General features: G+C 50.2%; 14 protein-coding genes, 2 tRNA genes, 1 pseudogene and 1 CRISPR repeat array. Of the genes and pseudogenes, 9 read left to right on the plus strand and 8 right to left on the minus strand.

The genetic code is table 11. The annotated features are described in order from the left end of the window. Nucleotides 1-135: 135 nt before the first annotated feature. Together cas6 and ACZ47H_RS02685 are read right to left on the minus strand one after the other, a co-directional pair. Nucleotides 136-975 (minus strand): CRISPR system precrRNA processing endoribonuclease RAMP protein Cas6, encoded by an 840-nt coding sequence (gene cas6 / locus ACZ47H_RS02680; RefSeq protein WP_464933657.1) that lies wholly within the window; start codon nt 973-975, stop codon nt 136-138. Further along, complete coding sequence (locus ACZ47H_RS02685) at nt 956-1,624, minus strand: hypothetical protein (protein ID WP_464933658.1); 669 nt, start codon at nt 1,622-1,624, stop codon at nt 956-958. The genes cas6 and ACZ47H_RS02685 overlap by 20 nt, the downstream gene beginning before the upstream one ends. A 124-nt stretch (nt 1,625-1,748) precedes the next feature. On the opposite strand from ACZ47H_RS02685, the gene ACZ47H_RS02690 reads away from it, so the two are divergent. Genes ACZ47H_RS02690 through cas1 form a run of 8 tightly spaced genes read left to right on the plus strand, consistent with a single transcriptional unit; the run spans nt 1,749 to nt 9,898 of the window. Beyond that, on the plus strand, nt 1,749-3,608 hold the full coding sequence (locus tag ACZ47H_RS02690; protein ID WP_464933659.1) for a hypothetical protein: 1,860 nt from the start codon (nt 1,749-1,751) through the stop codon (nt 3,606-3,608). Between the two features lie 2 nt (nt 3,609-3,610). Continuing rightward, nucleotides 3,611-4,096: a hypothetical protein gene (locus ACZ47H_RS02695; protein ID WP_464933660.1), complete on the plus strand. Its 486-nt coding sequence runs from the start codon at nt 3,611-3,613 to the stop codon at nt 4,094-4,096. Further along, nucleotides 4,093-5,181: a type I-D CRISPR-associated protein Cas7/Csc2 gene (gene cas7d / locus ACZ47H_RS02700; protein ID WP_464933661.1), complete on the plus strand. Its 1,089-nt coding sequence runs from the start codon at nt 4,093-4,095 to the stop codon at nt 5,179-5,181. The genes ACZ47H_RS02695 and cas7d overlap by 4 nt, the downstream gene beginning before the upstream one ends. A 23-nt stretch (nt 5,182-5,204) precedes the next feature. Further along, nucleotides 5,205-5,891, plus strand: coding sequence for a hypothetical protein (locus tag ACZ47H_RS02705; RefSeq protein WP_464933662.1), 687 nt, complete (start codon nt 5,205-5,207; stop codon nt 5,889-5,891). Nucleotides 5,892-5,893: 2 nt separating this feature from the next. Continuing rightward, entirely contained in the window at nt 5,894-8,029 is a 2,136-nt protein-coding gene (locus ACZ47H_RS02710) for a DEAD/DEAH box helicase (protein WP_464933663.1), read from the plus strand. A gap of 12 nt (nt 8,030-8,041) precedes the next feature. Next, complete coding sequence (cas2, locus tag ACZ47H_RS02715) at nt 8,042-8,323, plus strand: CRISPR-associated endonuclease Cas2 (protein ID WP_464933664.1); 282 nt, start codon at nt 8,042-8,044, stop codon at nt 8,321-8,323. Continuing rightward, nucleotides 8,271-8,912 (plus strand): hypothetical protein, encoded by a 642-nt coding sequence (locus ACZ47H_RS02720; protein ID WP_464933665.1) that lies wholly within the window; start codon nt 8,271-8,273, stop codon nt 8,910-8,912. Before cas2 ends, ACZ47H_RS02720 begins: the two co-directional genes overlap by 53 nt. Nucleotides 8,913-8,914: 2 nt before the next feature. After that, entirely contained in the window at nt 8,915-9,898 is a 984-nt protein-coding gene (gene cas1, locus ACZ47H_RS02725) for a CRISPR-associated endonuclease Cas1 (protein WP_464933666.1), read from the plus strand. 346 nt (nt 9,899-10,244) lie between these two features. Further along, nucleotides 10,245-13,417: a CRISPR direct-repeat array (repeat unit 24 nt; unit sequence GTTCAAAACAAGCAAAACTAAGAG). Between the two features lie 442 nt (nt 13,418-13,859). Here the strand turns inward: cas1 and ACZ47H_RS02730 are convergent. Further along, on the minus strand, nt 13,860-13,982 hold the full coding sequence (locus ACZ47H_RS02730; RefSeq protein ID WP_464933667.1) for a hypothetical protein: 123 nt from the start codon (nt 13,980-13,982) through the stop codon (nt 13,860-13,862). 102 nt (nt 13,983-14,084) lie between these two features. Here ACZ47H_RS02730 and ACZ47H_RS02735 point away from each other — a divergent pair, with 102 nt between their 5' ends. Beyond that, entirely contained in the window at nt 14,085-14,732 is a 648-nt protein-coding gene (locus ACZ47H_RS02735) for a phosphatase PAP2 family protein (protein ID WP_464933668.1), read from the plus strand. Nucleotides 14,733-14,841: 109 nt separating this feature from the next. Here the strand turns inward: ACZ47H_RS02735 and ACZ47H_RS02740 are convergent, their stop codons facing one another. From ACZ47H_RS02740 to ACZ47H_RS02760, 5 genes and pseudogenes are all read right to left on the minus strand, one after another. Continuing rightward, the gene (locus tag ACZ47H_RS02740) at nt 14,842-16,011 is read right to left on the minus strand and encodes an MFS transporter (RefSeq protein ID WP_464933669.1); all 1,170 of its coding nucleotides are present in this window, start codon (nt 16,009-16,011) and stop codon (nt 14,842-14,844) included. Between the two features lie 141 nt (nt 16,012-16,152). Then, nucleotides 16,153-16,229 (minus strand) — tRNA-Asn (locus ACZ47H_RS02745). 37 nt (nt 16,230-16,266) lie between these two features. After that, on the minus strand, nt 16,267-16,650 hold the full coding sequence (locus tag ACZ47H_RS02750; protein WP_464933670.1) for a hypothetical protein: 384 nt from the start codon (nt 16,648-16,650) through the stop codon (nt 16,267-16,269). 151 nt (nt 16,651-16,801) lie between these two features. After that, a tRNA-Trp gene (locus ACZ47H_RS02755) sits at nt 16,802-16,878 on the minus strand. 188 nt (nt 16,879-17,066) lie between these two features. Next, nucleotides 17,067-18,067, minus strand: a pseudogene (locus tag ACZ47H_RS02760) (ABC transporter ATP-binding protein). Nucleotides 18,068-18,072: the final 5 nt, after the last annotated feature.

Genomic DNA, 18,072 nt, shown 5'->3' on the forward strand with positions numbered 1-18,072 from the left:
GGCTGGGAAGGAGGCGGAGGAGAAAGTCAAGAGGATGCTAAAGCAGGCTAAGCCAGGCCCACTAGCATAACAACAGTGATCAGTACACAAGCCCCGGGAGGAGGCTCTGTTTTATCTCCCATACCCCCAATCCAACTATCTGCTGGTCCATGAGACTGTGCCGAACCCGTTCATCCTAGATTCCCCAACCCCCAGGATCTCGGCGAGCCTCAATATCTCCTCAACTTCCCTCCTTATACGCTCCCTATCCTCGACCAGATACGTGATCCTCCCCATCAAGGCGGCCTCCCTCCTCCCCCTAAACGGTATCATTACTGGCTTTAGGGTGTTGAGGGAGTAGTACGTCTCAACAAGGTGTCCTAGGAGGCTCGAGGCCTCAACCAGGGCAGAGTAGTCCATGCTCCTCATACTCCGGAGAAGGAAGGGGGTCATCAACACCTCTACAGCTGTGGGGGAGAACTTCGGCAACCTAGACTTCGCATAAACATTGAATAGTAGAGTAGGAGCCTTAAGGTAGAGCGCGACCTTCCCTCCAGAAAGCTCCTTCTCCATTACAGCACTAGTCACGTCCTCAACCGCCTCTACCTTGAATGGGATGAAGCGGTCGCCAATCTTTATATGGTGCATCTCCCTTCCAGCTCGCTCGAGCCTCTCCCTTATCATGTCTACGAGCCCAGCCTCTCCACCCACGTGGAGGAGGTACTCTCCCTGAATCCTTACAGGCTCGAGCCTCCACCCATCCTCCCCCCAAACGTATCGCGGCGTGACAACATCTCCCAGCTCCCACTCCCTCCTTCCACGAGTGAATAATGGGGAGATGTGGAGTGGCTGGGGGACCCCCTTAAACCCCCTGATGAGGCCAAGCACATCCTGGTTTAATGCATGAATGAATGTCTTAGTAAGCCTCACAGTATAATCAGAGAACCTCTCCCCCGCATCAACCTCTAACAGGACTCTAATGGCCCTGTACTCCACCACCCGACACCTCCATCATCCTGTACAGGATCTTGCCTGGCAGTGTCTTCCGTATCCTATTCCTCCTCCACACTATAAGCCCCTTCACCTCCAGCTCTCTTAGGATCTTGTAAATGCTCCTACCATAACCATACTTCTCTATCAGGTCCTCCATAGTCCTGAGCTCCTCGCCTGGATGCTCGTAGATCTGTATAAACACCCTCCTCTGACCCTGAGGTAGCTCGACTGTAGCATATCCGGGAAGGGGTTCAGCCCTCCAAGGACCGCCCTCGATTCCCTGGAGGATGTAGACGCTCGCCCCAGTGAGCCTCCAGTAGTATAGGAGGACCTGGGTCAGTATGGGGTAGAGGAACCGTGAGCCGCTGAGCAGCGACAAGTAGACACGAGTGGGCTTATGCTCTAGGAGGGCTTCTAGGAGCGTCGAGGCGAAATCTGAGATCTCCCTCTTAACCCATAGTTCTTTATAGACTAGGCCCATTGAGCGTGCGCTGTCTTCTAGGCCCGCGAGTATCGCTTTCTTCTCCTCCTCGAGGCCTGCGACCGTTACGGCTACGAGGCACTCAAGCTTCTCACCCAGGCTCGAGGCTGATACTAGGCTCAAAACGGTCTCCTTGGTCACCCCGACAGGGATGATTATGCAATCACCCACCCCACACTCGCCACGAGGGAGCGGTGTATTATTCACCTATTAAAGGGTTACTATTGTTGAGTTAACCCTGTATAGTAAGACTTAAATAGTAAGACTACATCAGAATATAGAGTTGGGGGGTATATTGGAAACCGAGGAGAGACTAAGATTAGCATACACCCTCCTACCACCCCCACTAGCAGCACTCCCAGCCAAATACTGGACAAGCATAAGCCTCTGGCTCCACAGCTATAGCGTAGCTACTACATTCCAGCTATTCATAAGTGAATACAAGAAGATCTCTGAAGACACGATCGATGAAGAGGAAGCATTCATAGTAGGCTTCCTCCACGACATGGCCCAGAAAATGGGAATCATAGATAAATCATCGCTCGAAGGAGTCCGTCAATGGGTAGAAGAGGGCCTTGAGGCCTACGGTCTAACCCCCGATGAAGCAAAATACTACTTAACATATCTAGTAACTAATCCTGCTGAGACAATGCTAGACCCCACGCTTCCAAGGTCTGCGAGGAGGCTCCTTTGGATATCAGACCGCCTCCAGGGAGTCAGCAACCCCCTTGATATAGTCTCAATCCTAGCAGAAGCTAGAAAGGACCTCGGTATTGACCTAGACATACTACTACTCAACATTACTATCCCCCAGCCTCACTTAAGAAGCCTACTCAGCAGGATAGTTTACGAACAGATCTTGGACTATGCCGGGGAATCGCCCAACTTTGTAGTACCAGTCTCAACGCCGATGGGGCTCGCTATTATCACAAGTGATCCCACGTCCACCCGGAATAATGTGGCCTCCATAAGCTGGGACGTTGTTAGAGAAGGGCTAGACGGAAAAGGGCTAATCGATGCGACTACTGAGGGTTATCTACGCTGGGACTCGGACTGCTGCGATAACCCTCGATGCCGTGAGGAGTGCTCTGGGAGGTCTAAGCCAAGGCACTGCAGCGAGCATAGGTACACTAAGGGGAATTGTGATGAGGGCGTGCACCCCGACTTCAGGGGTAACTCTTACAAGATAGCCCTTATCTACTACGGTTATAGGTCAAGGATCCAGGGGAGGGTGATTCTCCCAAGCCATGTAAAGGATATGTTGCAAGGTATCGAGTTAAACGGTGTGGAGTTCGCTGAAGGCACATATACATGTCCTATATGTGGTCTCCGGACGCCAGTAGGCGTGCCCGGCGACTTCCTTCAGTTCTTTAATAGTAAGATCAAGACAGAGCAGTGGAACAGAACTCTCTACCCTGGCAATGTCAATACGATTATGAGGAATCCACGAGTAGGCTATGCGGTAGACCCCTTATGCTTAGGAGACGCTATAGTTAGGAGTAGATTAGACACGGATTATCTCATAAGCCTCACAATACGACCGCCTGTTCCAGTCGAAGTTCTAAGAGATGTGGGGTTGCTTATGAACAAGTTAGCCCGGACTATCCTAGGTAATGGGATTCCGAGGGTTGACAGTGTACTAGGTCTATTCTACAGTGATGACTGGGAGGATACGCTTAATGAAGTGGTCAAGGACATAGGTACTTATGGGGAGCCAAACTACGTCTACGACGTTTTCTCATCGACAGTATACATCCCTTACCGGAACGAGATTAGGGAACATGTAAGGGAGTGGGTAGCAGACATGACTCATGCAGGGGTACTCAGAGCCTGGGGAATATATCCTCTAACAATATCAGAGGAGCCACCACGGGTTCCAAGCGAGAATCTCCTCACATACTATAAGGGAAAGAAGCCATTGTATGATTATCCGCCCTCCGATAAAGTGATTGGCAGGTACACTCCCTACGTGGCTAGCTCAATGGCTTCCATCGTAGAGTTATATTATAGGAAGTACAGGCTTAATGAGAACCTCCCAGCAGTACTAGAGGTGCTAGATTATCCTCCTCAGCATTCCCCCCTCCTCCTCCAATACGGTTCCCCCTCACTCTACTCTATCCTGGAATCCCTTAGGGTTAGACTGGGAGGTGGTTAAGTGTGGACGCGGGAAAGGATCTCTGCAAGTATGATCCCGGCCGGGGGGTAGACTATTATGCAGGGGCCCTAGCCGGCATACTAGGCTCCATCGTGGGTCACGGGCAGGATAAATCCACACATGCATACGTTAAGGAGGTTAGAAAGGCACTGGAGACCCTAGTCTTCATGGTATGGGACCGGTACGAAGAATATATTCCCGTCACAGCCGAGTCAAACGTCCCAGACAGGATAACAAGCAAGAAGGGTAGGGAGTGCTTCGCCAACCTTCTAGTCGGGCTTCTTAGAAGGTTCAGGGAGACGACCCGCGACCTTCCTATTGGTGCCAGGATAAGGTTGATGAACATGACCCTAGCGGCTATTGCCGAGATGGCCAGGTATAATAAGATTCCCCCGGTCGGGAGAGAGGTAGCCTCTTACATTTTTTCCAAACAGGGCCCTGAGCAGGGCCCCACCTCAGAGAGTGAGATGGGAGGTGAGAGCCCGTGACGTCTGAGTCTTGGCTTGATAGCGTGAAGTCGTGCCTTAGGGAAGTAGATGAGTCTGGAAGGCTCTTCCCTAATGGTAAGAGGATAGAAGTAGTATTCACTATCGAGGCAGCCAATCTACTACTGTTGAGAACGGAGGGTCCGGGGGACATCAATGAGGCAACCCTGCCCGAGACTGGGCTAAGTGTCCCCATAATACAGCCGCAGAAGCTAATGGCCGTGGTAAGGAGGAGGACGCTGCAGATCCTCAGAGCACACAGGGACGCTGGAGCCGATCTCTCCAAGTACATAGAGCAGGCCGCTGATCTTGGCTTCGTGAAGGCAAAGACTCACTTAGAGAAAGGGTGGAATTGCACTATCCAGCCTCCACTAGCTGATAAGGGTGGCGGAGAGAAGCTAACTGATATTGGGATGGACGGCTACTGTCCGGCGTGCGCAATATTCGGTGCCGCACTAACCCAGGCCCAGTTCTCAGTAGCTAGTGGAAACATGAGTATAGGGATCAAGACAAGAGTCCACTTCGATCCGGCCTTCGCCACCGCCAGGATGATCCAGCCAGAGACCCACAATAAGGTAACAGAGGGGCACATATCCACCACCGGCGGTGCGCTATTCAGCGAGATCCACGTTATGCCAGGAACTATCTTCATTGGAAGGGTAGTCCTAAATGATGTAACAGAGCCAGAGCTTCTTGCAACACTCTACTCGCTAGCCACCATAGAGGAAATAGGAGGTAGAAGCGGAGTATACGGCACGATAAGAGTACGCCTGTTAGGAGTAAGATGCGGCAACCACTCAGTGTCAACCGCCCTAGAGTTAGCCGATGAAATAGCGGGGCAGGGAATAACAAAGCCGAGCGAGATAATAAATCACTTGAAGAAAAAACTGCAGGAATTAGGATTCACCCCATTAAGCAACGAGGATATCATTGGCAGAGTTGATCCAAGCGATCCAGATGGAGCAATAAAGGACCTATGGGAGAGCAGCATATCATACATAAAGCAGCTCTATAAATTGATAACAGAAGAGCTGAGAGGCGGAGGTAAGCAGCAACAACGGCGTGGAAAGGGCTCAAAATCCGGATAGGAGCCCTGGGGGCCTGGAGAGAGTTGCCCTGGTACTATCACGCCGATATTAGAATAGATGGGATGCTATGGTATCACAGCAGGGCGCACCCTACCACTAAATACTACGTCCACAATATACAGCCGGTTGTCCACAACTATGGCCTTACACTAGCTCTAGCAGGATATATAGTAGACCCCGATGTTGGCTACGTATCAATATTCAACCATACAAAGTATAAGGAGCCAATAAAACTATACCAGGAATACGGGGTATATGCATATCCGGCTATAGTAGCAAAGGCTGTCTTATCCGAGATATTAATGGCCGCCCAGAATGAAGGCATAGTTACATTAAGAGGCAGGCCTAGACTAGCCTACCCGTTTTTCACTAAAAACGTAGTATTAATGCCTGGTTCAATCCTAAGAACCCTTATCGTGTCAAGACGGGAGCTCCCTAAGAGAATAGTTACAAGAATAGGAGCGAAGAGAAGCGGGGTCCTCCGGGTGCACCTAACCCCTGTTAGGGTTGCTATTAAGGAGTGGCAGAGAGTAACCCACCCCTTCAACCTGAAAGATGTTGTGAGTGTTGAAGGATACTCTATACTATTAGATCATGGAGCTGGGCAGATCGCCTCGTTCGGGGTCGCCGAGAGAGCTCTAGTCTACAAGGTGAGGCACGGTTCTAGGGAACAAGTAGTAGTACTGCCATCCCTTAGGGTGGCTGAGTAGTAATGTCATCAGCTGCACCTATAATACTCGTGCAGGCCTTCTCAATACCATTTTCTAAGAAGCAGTTATCGGACACGCTAACCCTCAACCAGTTCCAGGCGGAAGTCTACGAACTCGTGAACAGGGGTGAAGATGTTGTCCTGACAGCTCCAACCGGGTCAGGGAAGACTCTTACCCTACTCCTCAATACTGAAAAAGGGGTGACAATTCCCGGGAATCATAAGCTTAGGGGCTTCATCGCGTTATATCCAAACAATACTCTCCTCTTGAACCAAATGTGCACTGTAGAAGAAATCCTAGTAGAGCATTTAGGAGCTGAGATAATAGATGCAAAAGACTCAGACCAGGGAAAACTTTGCAGGGCAGGGAGAATAATCGGGGAGAGCCCCCTTATAGTGTATAAGGTTGACACTTCACGGGCTGGGAACGCCTGGGCTGGGAGCCGGTATGTTATCCTCCTCGCCCTCTCAGGCAGGTATATCACTTCCCCCAACGGTGAACCCAAGAGGGAGGTTATTGAACACCTGGTAGAGGGGATCTACAACAAGTATGCTAGGAAAGAGGATACATACCTCATAGTGTTTGCGACCCCCGACACATACATGCTAGTATCCACGGGAGCCTACCGCGACTTCAACAAGGTTGGGAAAACACTGCACAACATACTGGTAGCTCTCGCAGAGGGGAAGACATTGGAGGAGGTAGATGACATCCTTAGAGAAACACAAGTAATGGTTAGGGAAGAGGTAGGGAGCATCGCAACAGCCCAGAGACTATTCCAGCTGCCACTATTCATAGACGAGTTCCACCTTTACGGTCCCTACGAGGTAGATTCTCTCATTGCAATCCTCAAACTCTACAAAGAGTACATAGGCGGCGAGAACCCAATAGTATTCTCCTCGGCAACCCCAGCCGAGGATATCCTAGAAGAAATCAAGCCCCACGTCCAGCTTAATCCGGTTAGTGTAAGGGCAAATTTAGCTGGGGGAGGCGATGGGTTCCCCGTGAGAGGGGATACAGAGTTCATACTCTTGCCAGTAGAAGACGCTGGGAGAGGATATACTGCCTACTTTAGGGCGTCGGATAGGGTCCCTAGCATTGTAGAGAATGATTTGTTGGCGATGCTGAGAACGCTAAGGGCTGGTAAGGCGTTAATCATACTAGACAGGCTGTGGATGGTATCGGTCCTAGCCCGAAGCCTATCTAGCAGGGGGCTGAAGGTTGACTGTATAGCCTCTATAATTCCTCAGGAAGACTGTACTCCAGGCTCCAACATTATTGTTGGGAGTGAGGCAACCACGCAGGGAGTAAACCTTGGCAGAGTGGTGCTTGGCGTCACGGCCGGAACATCTTCCGAGGATGTGGTTCAAAGGATTGGGAGAATTGGGAGAAGAGGAGTCGATTCAAAGGTATATCTCGTCCTGCCCGCCTATGCGTTGGAGGAGAACCCGCCTCGTGGGAGAATGGGATACTACGAGCTCGTTGACTGGGTGAAGAGAGTATACCCTGACTATCCGAAGAGGAGGAGGGATGTCGCCAACCTACTACCCGAGGAATTCCGGAGGATGAGAAGGAAACTCATATACTCTCTCGGCATCGCCTCCCTCGCAAGGATCTCCGGGGCCAAAAAGTTGGGAGACGGCCTCCAAAGTCTCAGGCAGGAAGCACGATCCCTGCTTGGAGCTTATGCGGGGCGGCCAAGCTCCCTCGCAAAGCTACTAATGTTTAGGCGGACAGGCTTCACAGTGGCTTACAAGATAGATTCGGGGATGGGTAACCAGGTTAGAGGAGAGGCTTCCATAGGGCTACTTGTAAGGAATTTTAAGATAAAGGGAATTGATAATGAGGGAACCCTTTGGATAAGCCTCGAGCCGGAGAGATCTACCCTGAAAGTCATCGTTGAGAAAAACCCCTCACCCTTCTCTGGAAGAATAGTAGAGCTTCGCCTTCTCATGAAATTGTTAAATGGGAGAATCTCTATCGGCGATCGTATAACCCTCGAAGCTCCACAGGCAAAGGATACCTTAGTTTACCTGGGCGACTTCGGGGGAGAGGTCTCAGAATACCTATCCTATACCGGTGAGGGTGCAGAGATCTCTGCCCCCAAGGGGAGCAGGTATGCAGTCGTATTCATATGAGGCGGGCGCGAGGTGATCGTAATTGTCACATACGACATCGGGGAGGAGAAGAGGAGGGGAAAGCTGCGAAGATTCCTCCGCAAAATGGGTCTCTCAAGAGTTAACCGCAGCGTCTATGCAGGGCCAGGAACCTCGACAACTGCGCAGATTATTGCGGAGCGAGCTAAGGAAATCGTTGAAGAAGGCGACTCACTATTTATCATCGTCGTTAGAGAGGACGAATACCAGAGGGCACACGTATTTGATGGAAAAGATCACTACATCGTGCAGGAGAGAAGGTTCGAGGTATACTAGGCTCAACCTCCTAGGCTGGGCTATGCTCTGCCGCCACGCCCTAAACCTGCTATGGCACGGATCAACGCCTCTAGACCAACCCTCCTACCCAACTGCAGAGGAGAGCAAGAAGCCACATGACAATCTAGTAAGACTTGTGAACGATATCTTCCTAGACGTGGTCAAGCCATGCTCCAGAGGAGGCAGGAGAAAACCGTGTATCGTGAGCGGGGCTAGAGAGTATGACCTAGTGATAGGGTTTAGGAGAGGGGATGAGCAGTTATGCGCCCTCTCGAAGGCCGACCTCGTATATATCCTAGACACGGGCTACGGCCTCATGAACTTGTATATAGAGGTGTCCTCGCATGGTATAAACAGGGCCAAGCCGTGGCAGGCCCTGCTCCGCGCTACAGCCCTCTACTATGAGAGCCTAATACCTGTTGGAGTCATAATCGCTTCCCCCCAGAAGGTAATGTATAAACTACTCTCCAAGGAGGACCAGGAGTGCATCCATGAGAAGATTATCGAAGGGAAGAACCACTACAAGAAGGATCCCAATCTATGCAGTCTCTGCGAGCTAGCAGACTACTGCCCCCACAGGGAGGTTTAAGAATGCGCCTTGTAGTCGTGAAGAGGGCGGAAGAGCTGGGAGTTAAGGGGAGATCCACTCTCATTATTAAACTAGCGGATAGAATCGTGGAGCGCGGGCTCCGAGACGTTGACGCGGTTCTTGTGATAGGCTCTCGTGTCAGGATAAGGTCATCCCTACCCCCAGTCCTATCAATGCATAACATACCCCTCGCAATCCTAGCCATGGACAGCGTCTCAGTACTCGTCAACCCAATAGGTACAAGATACAACAATTACAGGAGGCTCCAATACCAGCTAGTGAAGGAGAAGGCCCTAGGAATAGCGCTGGAGTATATAAAGTCTAAAGTAAAAGGCATGCAGAACATCCTCACATACCACAAGACTCCGCCTCCAGGCATCCCGGACCCGCCAAGCACGCCAGGGGACCCATCCCTCTACGAGGAGAGCATACGGTCATGGGAGGCCATGGCCTCCCACACCCTCTGGCAGAAGCTAGTAGAACTAGTAAGGCCAGAGCTACTAGAGACTCTTAAGGATGAATACGGTTTCACGGGCCGGAAGCCCAGACACCCGGACCCGTTTAACAAGACCCTATCAGTAATGTACGCAGTCCTATACTCCCTCGCCACTAAAGCACTGATCGCGGCAGGGTTAGACCCTACATACGGCTTCCTCCACAGGACAAGATACAGCACCCCGCTAACATTCGACTACATCGAGATGTTCAAGCCAGTGGCAATTGAAGCGACAATACAGATGATAAACAATGAAGGCCTCCCACAATTGGACGAGACCGGCGAGCTCACACAAGAATGGGTGAGGAAGGCTATAAAAACACTATACGAGTACCTAACTCTACAACACAAGAGAACTAGAAAGACAATCTACCAACAACTACACCTAAAAGCATTCTGCCTAGCAAAACACCTAGAAGGAAAGTGCAGGAGGACGAGGCTAACGGTTGCCTGGGATCGCTCCCAGTACGCGAAGAGGAAAAAGAGTTAGATAAAATCTCCCAAAACCACAAGAAGGGATAAAAATACAATCCTAAAAACAACAAACCCAACATCTCCCCCCTTCCGACTCCAGGATTCCTCGCAGAAATCTAGATCTAAAAATAAAATTCCGATACTAAATATTATAGGATATCGAACCGATAATATATTTTATTTATCCAACTGGTTCGTTTTTCCCAGCGTAAGACTGGTAGTAGCCCCTCTCCAACACAGATAGATTTAAAAACTTTTTGTCCAACCAGCAAGCATGGGCCACGCCGGGCGGGGATCCAGTTGGAACTAGGGATCCCCACCCCAAGATAAAAACAATGAAAAAGAACCACACAAACAGGCTAGTTCAAAACAAGCAAAACTAAGAGCTACCTCTAATGAGTGGGTAAACCAAATCTTTCTCAAGTTCAAAACAAGCAAAACTAAGAGGCAGTAAGGTGCTTCGCATTCTCGTTAGACGGGTTCAAAACAAGCAAAACTAAGAGCACAAATCCTCTTATCCTTAGCCATCACTCTCTCCCTCGTTCAAAACAAGCAAAACTAAGAGGTCTCTCCCGTTGCATGGACCCTGGAGACAGTCTTGGTTCAAAACAAGCAAAACTAAGAGCGGACATCCTCAACAAGCCTGAGAGGGAGTTCAGTTCAAAACAAGCAAAACTAAGAGTATCCCCCTAGCGCTAGTCCCCTCTTATCCTTCTCGTTCAAAACAAGCAAAACTAAGAGTATAGAATAAAACGAGGGAATGTGGGTCATCTGATTCGGCGTTCAAAACAAGCAAAACTAAGAGGTATCAAATGGATTCCCGGTGAAGGAAGCCCTTAGTTCAAAACAAGCAAAACTAAGAGTTGAGCAAATATTTCTTCTTGTTGAATAGTTGCAAGTTCAAAACAAGCAAAACTAAGAGTTAGCTCCTCCCCGGGATACCCACCCAACCTCTTAGTTCAAAACAAGCAAAACTAAGAGTATAATCTGTTAGGGGGTCCTGAACCCCCTTTTTTCAGGTTCAAAACAAGCAAAACTAAGAGTCTAGTACAGCCAAGTCCTCCAGCAAATCCACTAAATCTAGTTCAAAACAAGCAAAACTAAGAGCCAGCTACGTGATGGTGAAGAACCTCACGGGTGCGCGTTCAAAACAAGCAAAACTAAGAGACTATTTCCCGCAGCTCTTCCAGGGTATCTTTTATTTCTTGTTCAAAACAAGCAAAACTAAGAGGGGGATGACAAGCATGGCGGTATCGATAGCCCAGGTTCAAAACAAGCAAAACTAAGAGGCGCCCGGAGAGGAACAGCCCTTATGGACCATGAAGTTCAAAACAAGCAAAACTAAGAGAAATCGCTTGGGGTCCCTGTCACCCCGCTCACGTTCAAAACAAGCAAAACTAAGAGAAGCTCTACTATATGAAGACTAAGCAGGCGCTCCTGTTCAAAACAAGCAAAACTAAGAGGCGCCCTCCTGGCGACCAGTATCGGCCTCTCCTTCCTGCGTTCAAAACAAGCAAAACTAAGAGACGGAATACTGCGGCAGGCATGGCTATTCTCCCTCCCCAGTTCAAAACAAGCAAAACTAAGAGTTCAATTTTTTCATCTTCTTGCTCTTCGTTTTGATCGTTCAAAACAAGCAAAACTAAGAGTTTTGCGCATGAGTCGTGTGAGACCGGCATCGGTTCCCGGTTCAAAACAAGCAAAACTAAGAGGTTTTTGTGGCTTCGGCTTCGGCTTTGGCTTTATACTAGTTCAAAACAAGCAAAACTAAGAGCATTATTATATTGCGTTATTCAGCCGCCCGCGTTCAAAACAAGCAAAACTAAGAGTCGGCCGCCTTCTCGGCGCTGCCGTCTATAATGTTCAAAACAAGCAAAACTAAGAGTCCAATCCAAGCGTGACTAGGAGCTCCTTGCCCTCCTCCCGTTCAAAACAAGCAAAACTAAGAGACTCGAATCTTTACCGAACACTATTATGAAATTAACAGTTCAAAACAAGCAAAACTAAGAGACAACGATAGAAACAGTGAATGGGAAGCTACCAGTTCAAAACAAGCAAAACTAAGAGTGTGTTTTCTATACGCCATCCTCCACACCGCATGTTCAAAACAAGCAAAACTAAGAGATATCAATCCTATATCAATCTTCTCGCCTACATTCACGTTCAAAACAAGCAAAACTAAGAGTCCCATCCTACCCCGAATCCACTATTGCTTAACGCGTTCAAAACAAGCAAAACTAAGAGTCTAACAGTAACTTGGTATGAGTATTATCCCTCTTCGTTCAAAACAAGCAAAACTAAGAGCTATTACTAGCATGTCGCTGGCCTTATTTTCTTGCTCGGGTTCAAAACAAGCAAAACTAAGAGCATTGCGCTGTGGATGGTGGCTATTAGCAGGTTCAAAACAAGCAAAACTAAGAGTTTTACTATAATGGTAAGCTTGTATCCTCCAGTTCAAAACAAGCAAAACTAAGAGGGTAAGTATATTTTCCTCCACCCGCCGTTTTCCTCCGTTCAAAACAAGCAAAACTAAGAGGGGTACAACTCAGCCGCTATCTCCAAGAAGGGTTCAAAACAAGCAAAACTAAGAGGTGGGCAGGCGGGTGCTTCCCCTCCTCATCTTTACAGTTCAAAACAAGCAAAACTAAGAGTCGCCTTGGTTATGGGTCCCTTCTCAGGCGGGTTCAAAACAAGCAAAACTAAGAGCCGAGAGATCGAGAGTCAGGGTGTTAACCGTTATCAGGTTCAAAACAAGCAAAACTAAGAGTTTTTAAACGAGATAGATACCGATCCTATGATAAAAACCAGTTCAAAACAAGCAAAACTAAGAGCCGGTAGAGCTTGAGAGACTAGGATACCCAAAGGTGAGTTCAAAACAAGCAAAACTAAGAGCCGTCACAGGGCTGGAACCCTACTGAGATGTGTTCAAAACAAGCAAAACTAAGAGAAGCGATGACCCTATGGTTGATGTTGAGATAGCTGTGTTCAAAACAAGCAAAACTAAGAGTCATAGAAACCACCCAGCCAATACTGCCACAAGTTCAAAACAAGCAAAACTAAGAGACTGGCTTATCGCGGGTCTGGGTCTCAGTTCAAAACAAGCAAGTTCAAAACAAGCAAAACTAAGAGTTTATCTTCCTTCCCAATCTACCCTCAATATCCAGTTCAAAACAAGCAAAACTAAGAGTGACGGCGTTCCCAGTCCCCTGGACTCAGCCCAGTTCAAAACAAGCAAAACTAAGAGCTGAGGACGAGATAGAAGGCGTTATATTGGTATCACTCGTTCAAAACAAGCAAAACTAAGAGTGGCAGGAGGATTTAACGAGTTTGATATACCCGGTTCAAAACAAGCAAAACTAAGAGAGGAGGGTCTACCGCCACAGATAATTGCTAAGTTCAAAACAAGCAAAACTAAGAGATTTCCCCAGCACTAGCGGTAACCTTCCAGTTATCAGTTCAAAACAAGCAAAACTAAGAGGAGTGGAGGCAGGGTAGGAAGGTGCTCCGGCTCGTTCAAAACAAGCAAAACTAAGAGAGGCTAGACTCACCCAGGTACTCACTATTATATGTTTAAAACAAAATTGAAACATGTTATATAGTTTATTGGTGAGTGGATGTTGAATGAATTATTGGCTGAGCATGAGAATCTAGATTATGAGAGTGTTGTTGGGGGGGGGGGGGGGCTACTGATTTTATCGTTGATACGGTGAGTAGGTTTGGGAAGGATGGAGTGATTCTGGGTTTGAGTGGTGGTTATTGACTCCACAGTTACTGCTTTCTTGGCTGTTAGGGCTGTTGGGTGGAGGAAGGGTTTTTGGCTTAATAATGCCTGATAGGGATAGTGAGTCTGAGAATATTGGGGATGCCGAGGGATATAGCTGGGATCCTTGGTATTAGGTGGAGGGGGATTGATCTAACACATATCCTGGAGGAGATTGGGGTTTATGATCCAATCCGATGTATTGGGGTAGATGGAGTTAACCCTGGAGTATCTTGAAGCATTTGGGGGTGGAGGATGATTCATAGTCGGGTGTTATGGGGTTAACTACTAGTGGCTTGGTCTCCAGGTTATCTATGGCTATCGCAACCCTGAAGCTCAAGGCTACCTACTCCTATACTGAAGAATCCAAAAGACACTGAAACGAGGACTAAGTAATTTATTCAGGCTATTCCCGGGTTTGAGTGATAAATGGGTTTGGGTGATGCGTGATTCGAGGGCATTGCTCTTAGGGTTCCTGACCTTACTTGTTGTGTTCATGGTTGTAGCCGAGGTCCTCGGATTATTCAATGGAGTGGACAGTACTGTATCGGCTCGCACCCCCCAGGTGAATTCCCTCTGGATTGAATTCCTGACTGGTACCGCGGGCCTGGCTTTCGGAGTATACGCTCTAGCCTTTATCATATGGGATGTTAGGAGGAGGGGTAGGGTTAGCTTGGACACCCTGAACTTCATAGTAGCCCTAGTAGCGGGGATGATCCTGGTTGCCCTACTGAAGGCGCTTACACAGGTTCCAAGGCCCGGCGAGTCCCCGATGAGCATGGCAATTCTACAGGCGCTGGTGAACGCCGACTACTACGCGTTCCCCTCGGGCCACGCTACAAGGGCGTCGATCCTAGCATACTTCCTCGATAGGAGGCTCCCCAGGTACCGTCTACTCTGGTGGACCTATGCGCTCCTCATAGCCCTCTCGAGGATCCTATTACACGTCCACTGGCTAAGCGATGTCCTCTTCGGCCTCATACTGGGCCCCTGGGTCTCCGTGATCATTGAGTCAACGGGTGATACCTGGCGTTCAATCTACAATTCAATCGTGGAAAAGCTCGGAGTCGATACCCTCTTAGCCGAGTGAGGTCCCATGGAAGGGGCTTGAGATGGCCCAACGAGCTATCCGCTCCACAGGCGCTGAGAGCCCCCCGGGGCCCCCAGGCTGGAGGAAACCCCATGGGAAGCATACTATACTATGCTCTCGGGGGCGCCTCCTCAACCCTTCGTAGCAGGGTTATTGCATAGATGCTTGCCCCAGCTAGTAGTAGGGTGCTAGCTAGGAAGGGGGCTCCTGGGGCAATTGAATCGTAGAGGAAGCCTCCGGCTACGGGGGCTGGTGAGCCCAAGAGGCTCCTCGCAGTATTTGCAGCTGCATATGCTCCCCCAGTCCCCCCGGTAACCTTAGCTATTAGACTATTGTAGCCAGGTATCCATACCGCTATACCAATACCCATTGCAATGGATGCTCCTACTACATTGATCCAGTTGGAGGGGGCAGCGTAGAGGAGTGCGGCCAAGCCTCCTGCAACTTCTCCAACAGAGATTGCGAGCCAAGCACCCAGCTTATCCACCCACCCCCCAACCAGGGGGAGGGTTATTGTCCTCACAACCCCAGACAAGGTTATAATGTAGCCGACCTGATCCTCCCCATAACCAGAAGCATAGAGGTGGGCGCTCAGCATAGGGAACCAGAGGCTCCAAGCGAACCTGTCCAGGGAGACGAAGCCAAGTACCAGTGCGAAGGGCTTAGGGGGCCTCGCAAGATACCTGTAGGCTTCAATAATACTCTTAGGTTTGTCCAGGGATGGAGCGGGCTCACTCAATACTATGAAGGCGGCGAGCCCCGGGAGAGCTGAAGCCTCAAGCATGATGAAAGCCGGCCTAAAACCCCAAACCCGCGCCACAATCCCCGAGACAAGGGGGCCAAGAGTCCTCGAAGCACTAAACACGCCCCCAGATAAACCTACAGCCTCACCCATCCTAGAAGCCCCAACGCTGGAGGCGAGGAAGCTCATCCTAGCAGGTTGCCCTGCCAGGAAGCTGAATAGGAAGAGGCCGTAAGCGACGCCTAAACCTATAAGGCTGCCTGCGAGGATGGCTTGGAGCATTGCGAGGACGAGGAGGAAGCCTGTTACAGTCACCATCAACCGGGACCCATACCTGTCAATCATATACCCTATAACTGGGAGTATAATGGATAGTAGGATGCTTCCAACAGATATAACACCCCCAATACTATTCATAGAGTAGCCAAGATACTTCATATACATGGGGAAGAGTGTCATGAATCCCCCTACAGCGAAGCCCCTGAACACGTTGTAGAGGGTCAGTGCCACCACGTTCCTCGTCCACAGCCTCCCCATGTCTACCCCCGATATATCGGATATCCAACAATCCGCCAGACCGCACCCCTATAATAAAATAGTAGGAGAACACGGCATAGACAGCAACAAGCAACACAAGGGGATATTTCCAGTAATTCTCAAGTCTATAGGAGGATTCGGTGGCGCCGGGGAGGGGACTCGAACCCCCGACCACCGGGTTAACAGCCCGGCGCTCTACCTAGCTGAGCTACCCCGGCGCCCTCCGCGCATGAATCTATTGGGTGTGAGGGGTTTTTAGGGGTTTTCCGACTCCAGGGCTAACAGGTTCATGACAAGCTCGTATAATCCATCCTTCTTGAGCCCCCTCTCTATCCTGTAGAGCTGCTCCGGTGCGACACCATACTTCCTAGCGGTCTTGTACGGCGGTATCCTGTGGGCTCTCGAGTATAGGAGTAGGAGCAGGCTTCTCAGGCTACCTGGATGGCTCAGTCTCGCCCGGAACTTGTAGTGGGTGATCAGTTCTTCTAGGAGCCTTCTAGCGATCACGCTATTACTAGCCCACTCCGCCACCTCACTTGGGAGCATTAGCTTCTTAGGCTTCCCTATACCATATATGGTTACGCTGCCATCGCTGTTTGCTTCGAGTATGTGGGTGACGTATGGTTTCCTCCTAACCATTATGAGACCCCATTGAAGGATTCAATTACCTGGGATAAAGGTTTAACCTTGATCCATGTTAGGAGCGCGGGGCACGGGCTCAGGATATTAGGATTTGGATGCAGGCAAAGGGTGGAGGGCCCCTATCTCTAGCTCCCGGGACCTACGTGTGTGGTGGGCCCGGGGGGACTCGAACCCCCGACCTACGGGTTTGGAGCCCGCCGCTCTGCCTGGCTGAGCTACGGGCCCTCCAGCCAGGCACCAGTAACAGTATTTCTGGGTGGTGGAATGTAATAAGGGTTCCCCGCGTGGGGATCCTGGTGGAGGGTGGCTGGCGGGTGACAGGGTTCTGGAACCCGGGTCTAGAGGCGGCGTGACCCCCTCTTCAGCAGGGTGTGAGCGCCGCTGTTGATGACAAGGCCCGCATGAGACGCCGGCTACCCTCCCAGCCAGCGTTTCAGGAAGCCTTCCTCGAGCGGGTAGTGGCATGCCACAAGCCTCTCAGGGTCCGCCTCCCTGAGCACGGGCTCCTTCAGGGAGCAGTCTCTTTTCGCGAAGGGGCACCTTGGGTGGAACCTGCACCCCGAGGGTATGTTCCTCGGATCTGCTACCTCACCCTTTATGTCCAGCCTCTTCCTCCTCCTCCTCCGAATGCTTGGAGCAGCAGTGGCTAGCGCCGCAGTATAGGGGTGTCTAGGGTCTTGTAGCACATCGTCAACGGGCCCGTACTCCACGATCTTCCCGAGGTACATGACAGCTATCTTGTCGGCTATCAGCCTTGCAACGGAGAGGTCGTGGGTTATGAACAGCATTGACAGGCCGTATTCCAGTTGGAAGCTCTTCAGGAGCTCTAGTATGGAGGCTCTCATCGAGACGTCTATCATTGACACGGGCTCGTCCGCCACTACGAAGTCTGGCTTCAATATCATGGCTCTGGCTATAACCACCCTCTGCCTCTGCCCCCCGCTCAGCTGGCTCGGTATCCTATTATAGAAGTCCTCGGGGGGTGTGAGCCCTACCCTCTCAAGCATCTTAGTGGCTCGCTTCCTCGCCTCTTCCTTGTCAGTTAGGCCATGGACTATGAGGGGCTCTGCTATAGCCTCGCCGATAGGCTTCCTCGGGTTGAGGCTGGCGTAGGGGTCCTGGTAGATCATCTGCATCCTCCTCCGGAGTGGGCGGAGCTCCTTCCTACTCATGTGGGTTATATCAATGCCGTCGAAGACTATCTTTCCCTCATCAGGCTCGAGGAGGCGGAGGACAAGCCTCCCCGTAGTAGTCTTTCCACACCCGCTCTCCCCGACTAGGGCGAGCGTCTCCCCCTAGCTATGTCGAAGCTGACCCCATCAACAGCCCTCACGATCTGCTTCTCGCCGCCAAGGAATCCTCCTCCCTGGACGAAGTACTTCTTCAACCCCCTAACACTCACCAGTACACCCATACAAT

This window comes from Thermodiscus maritimus, from assembly GCF_055382595.1.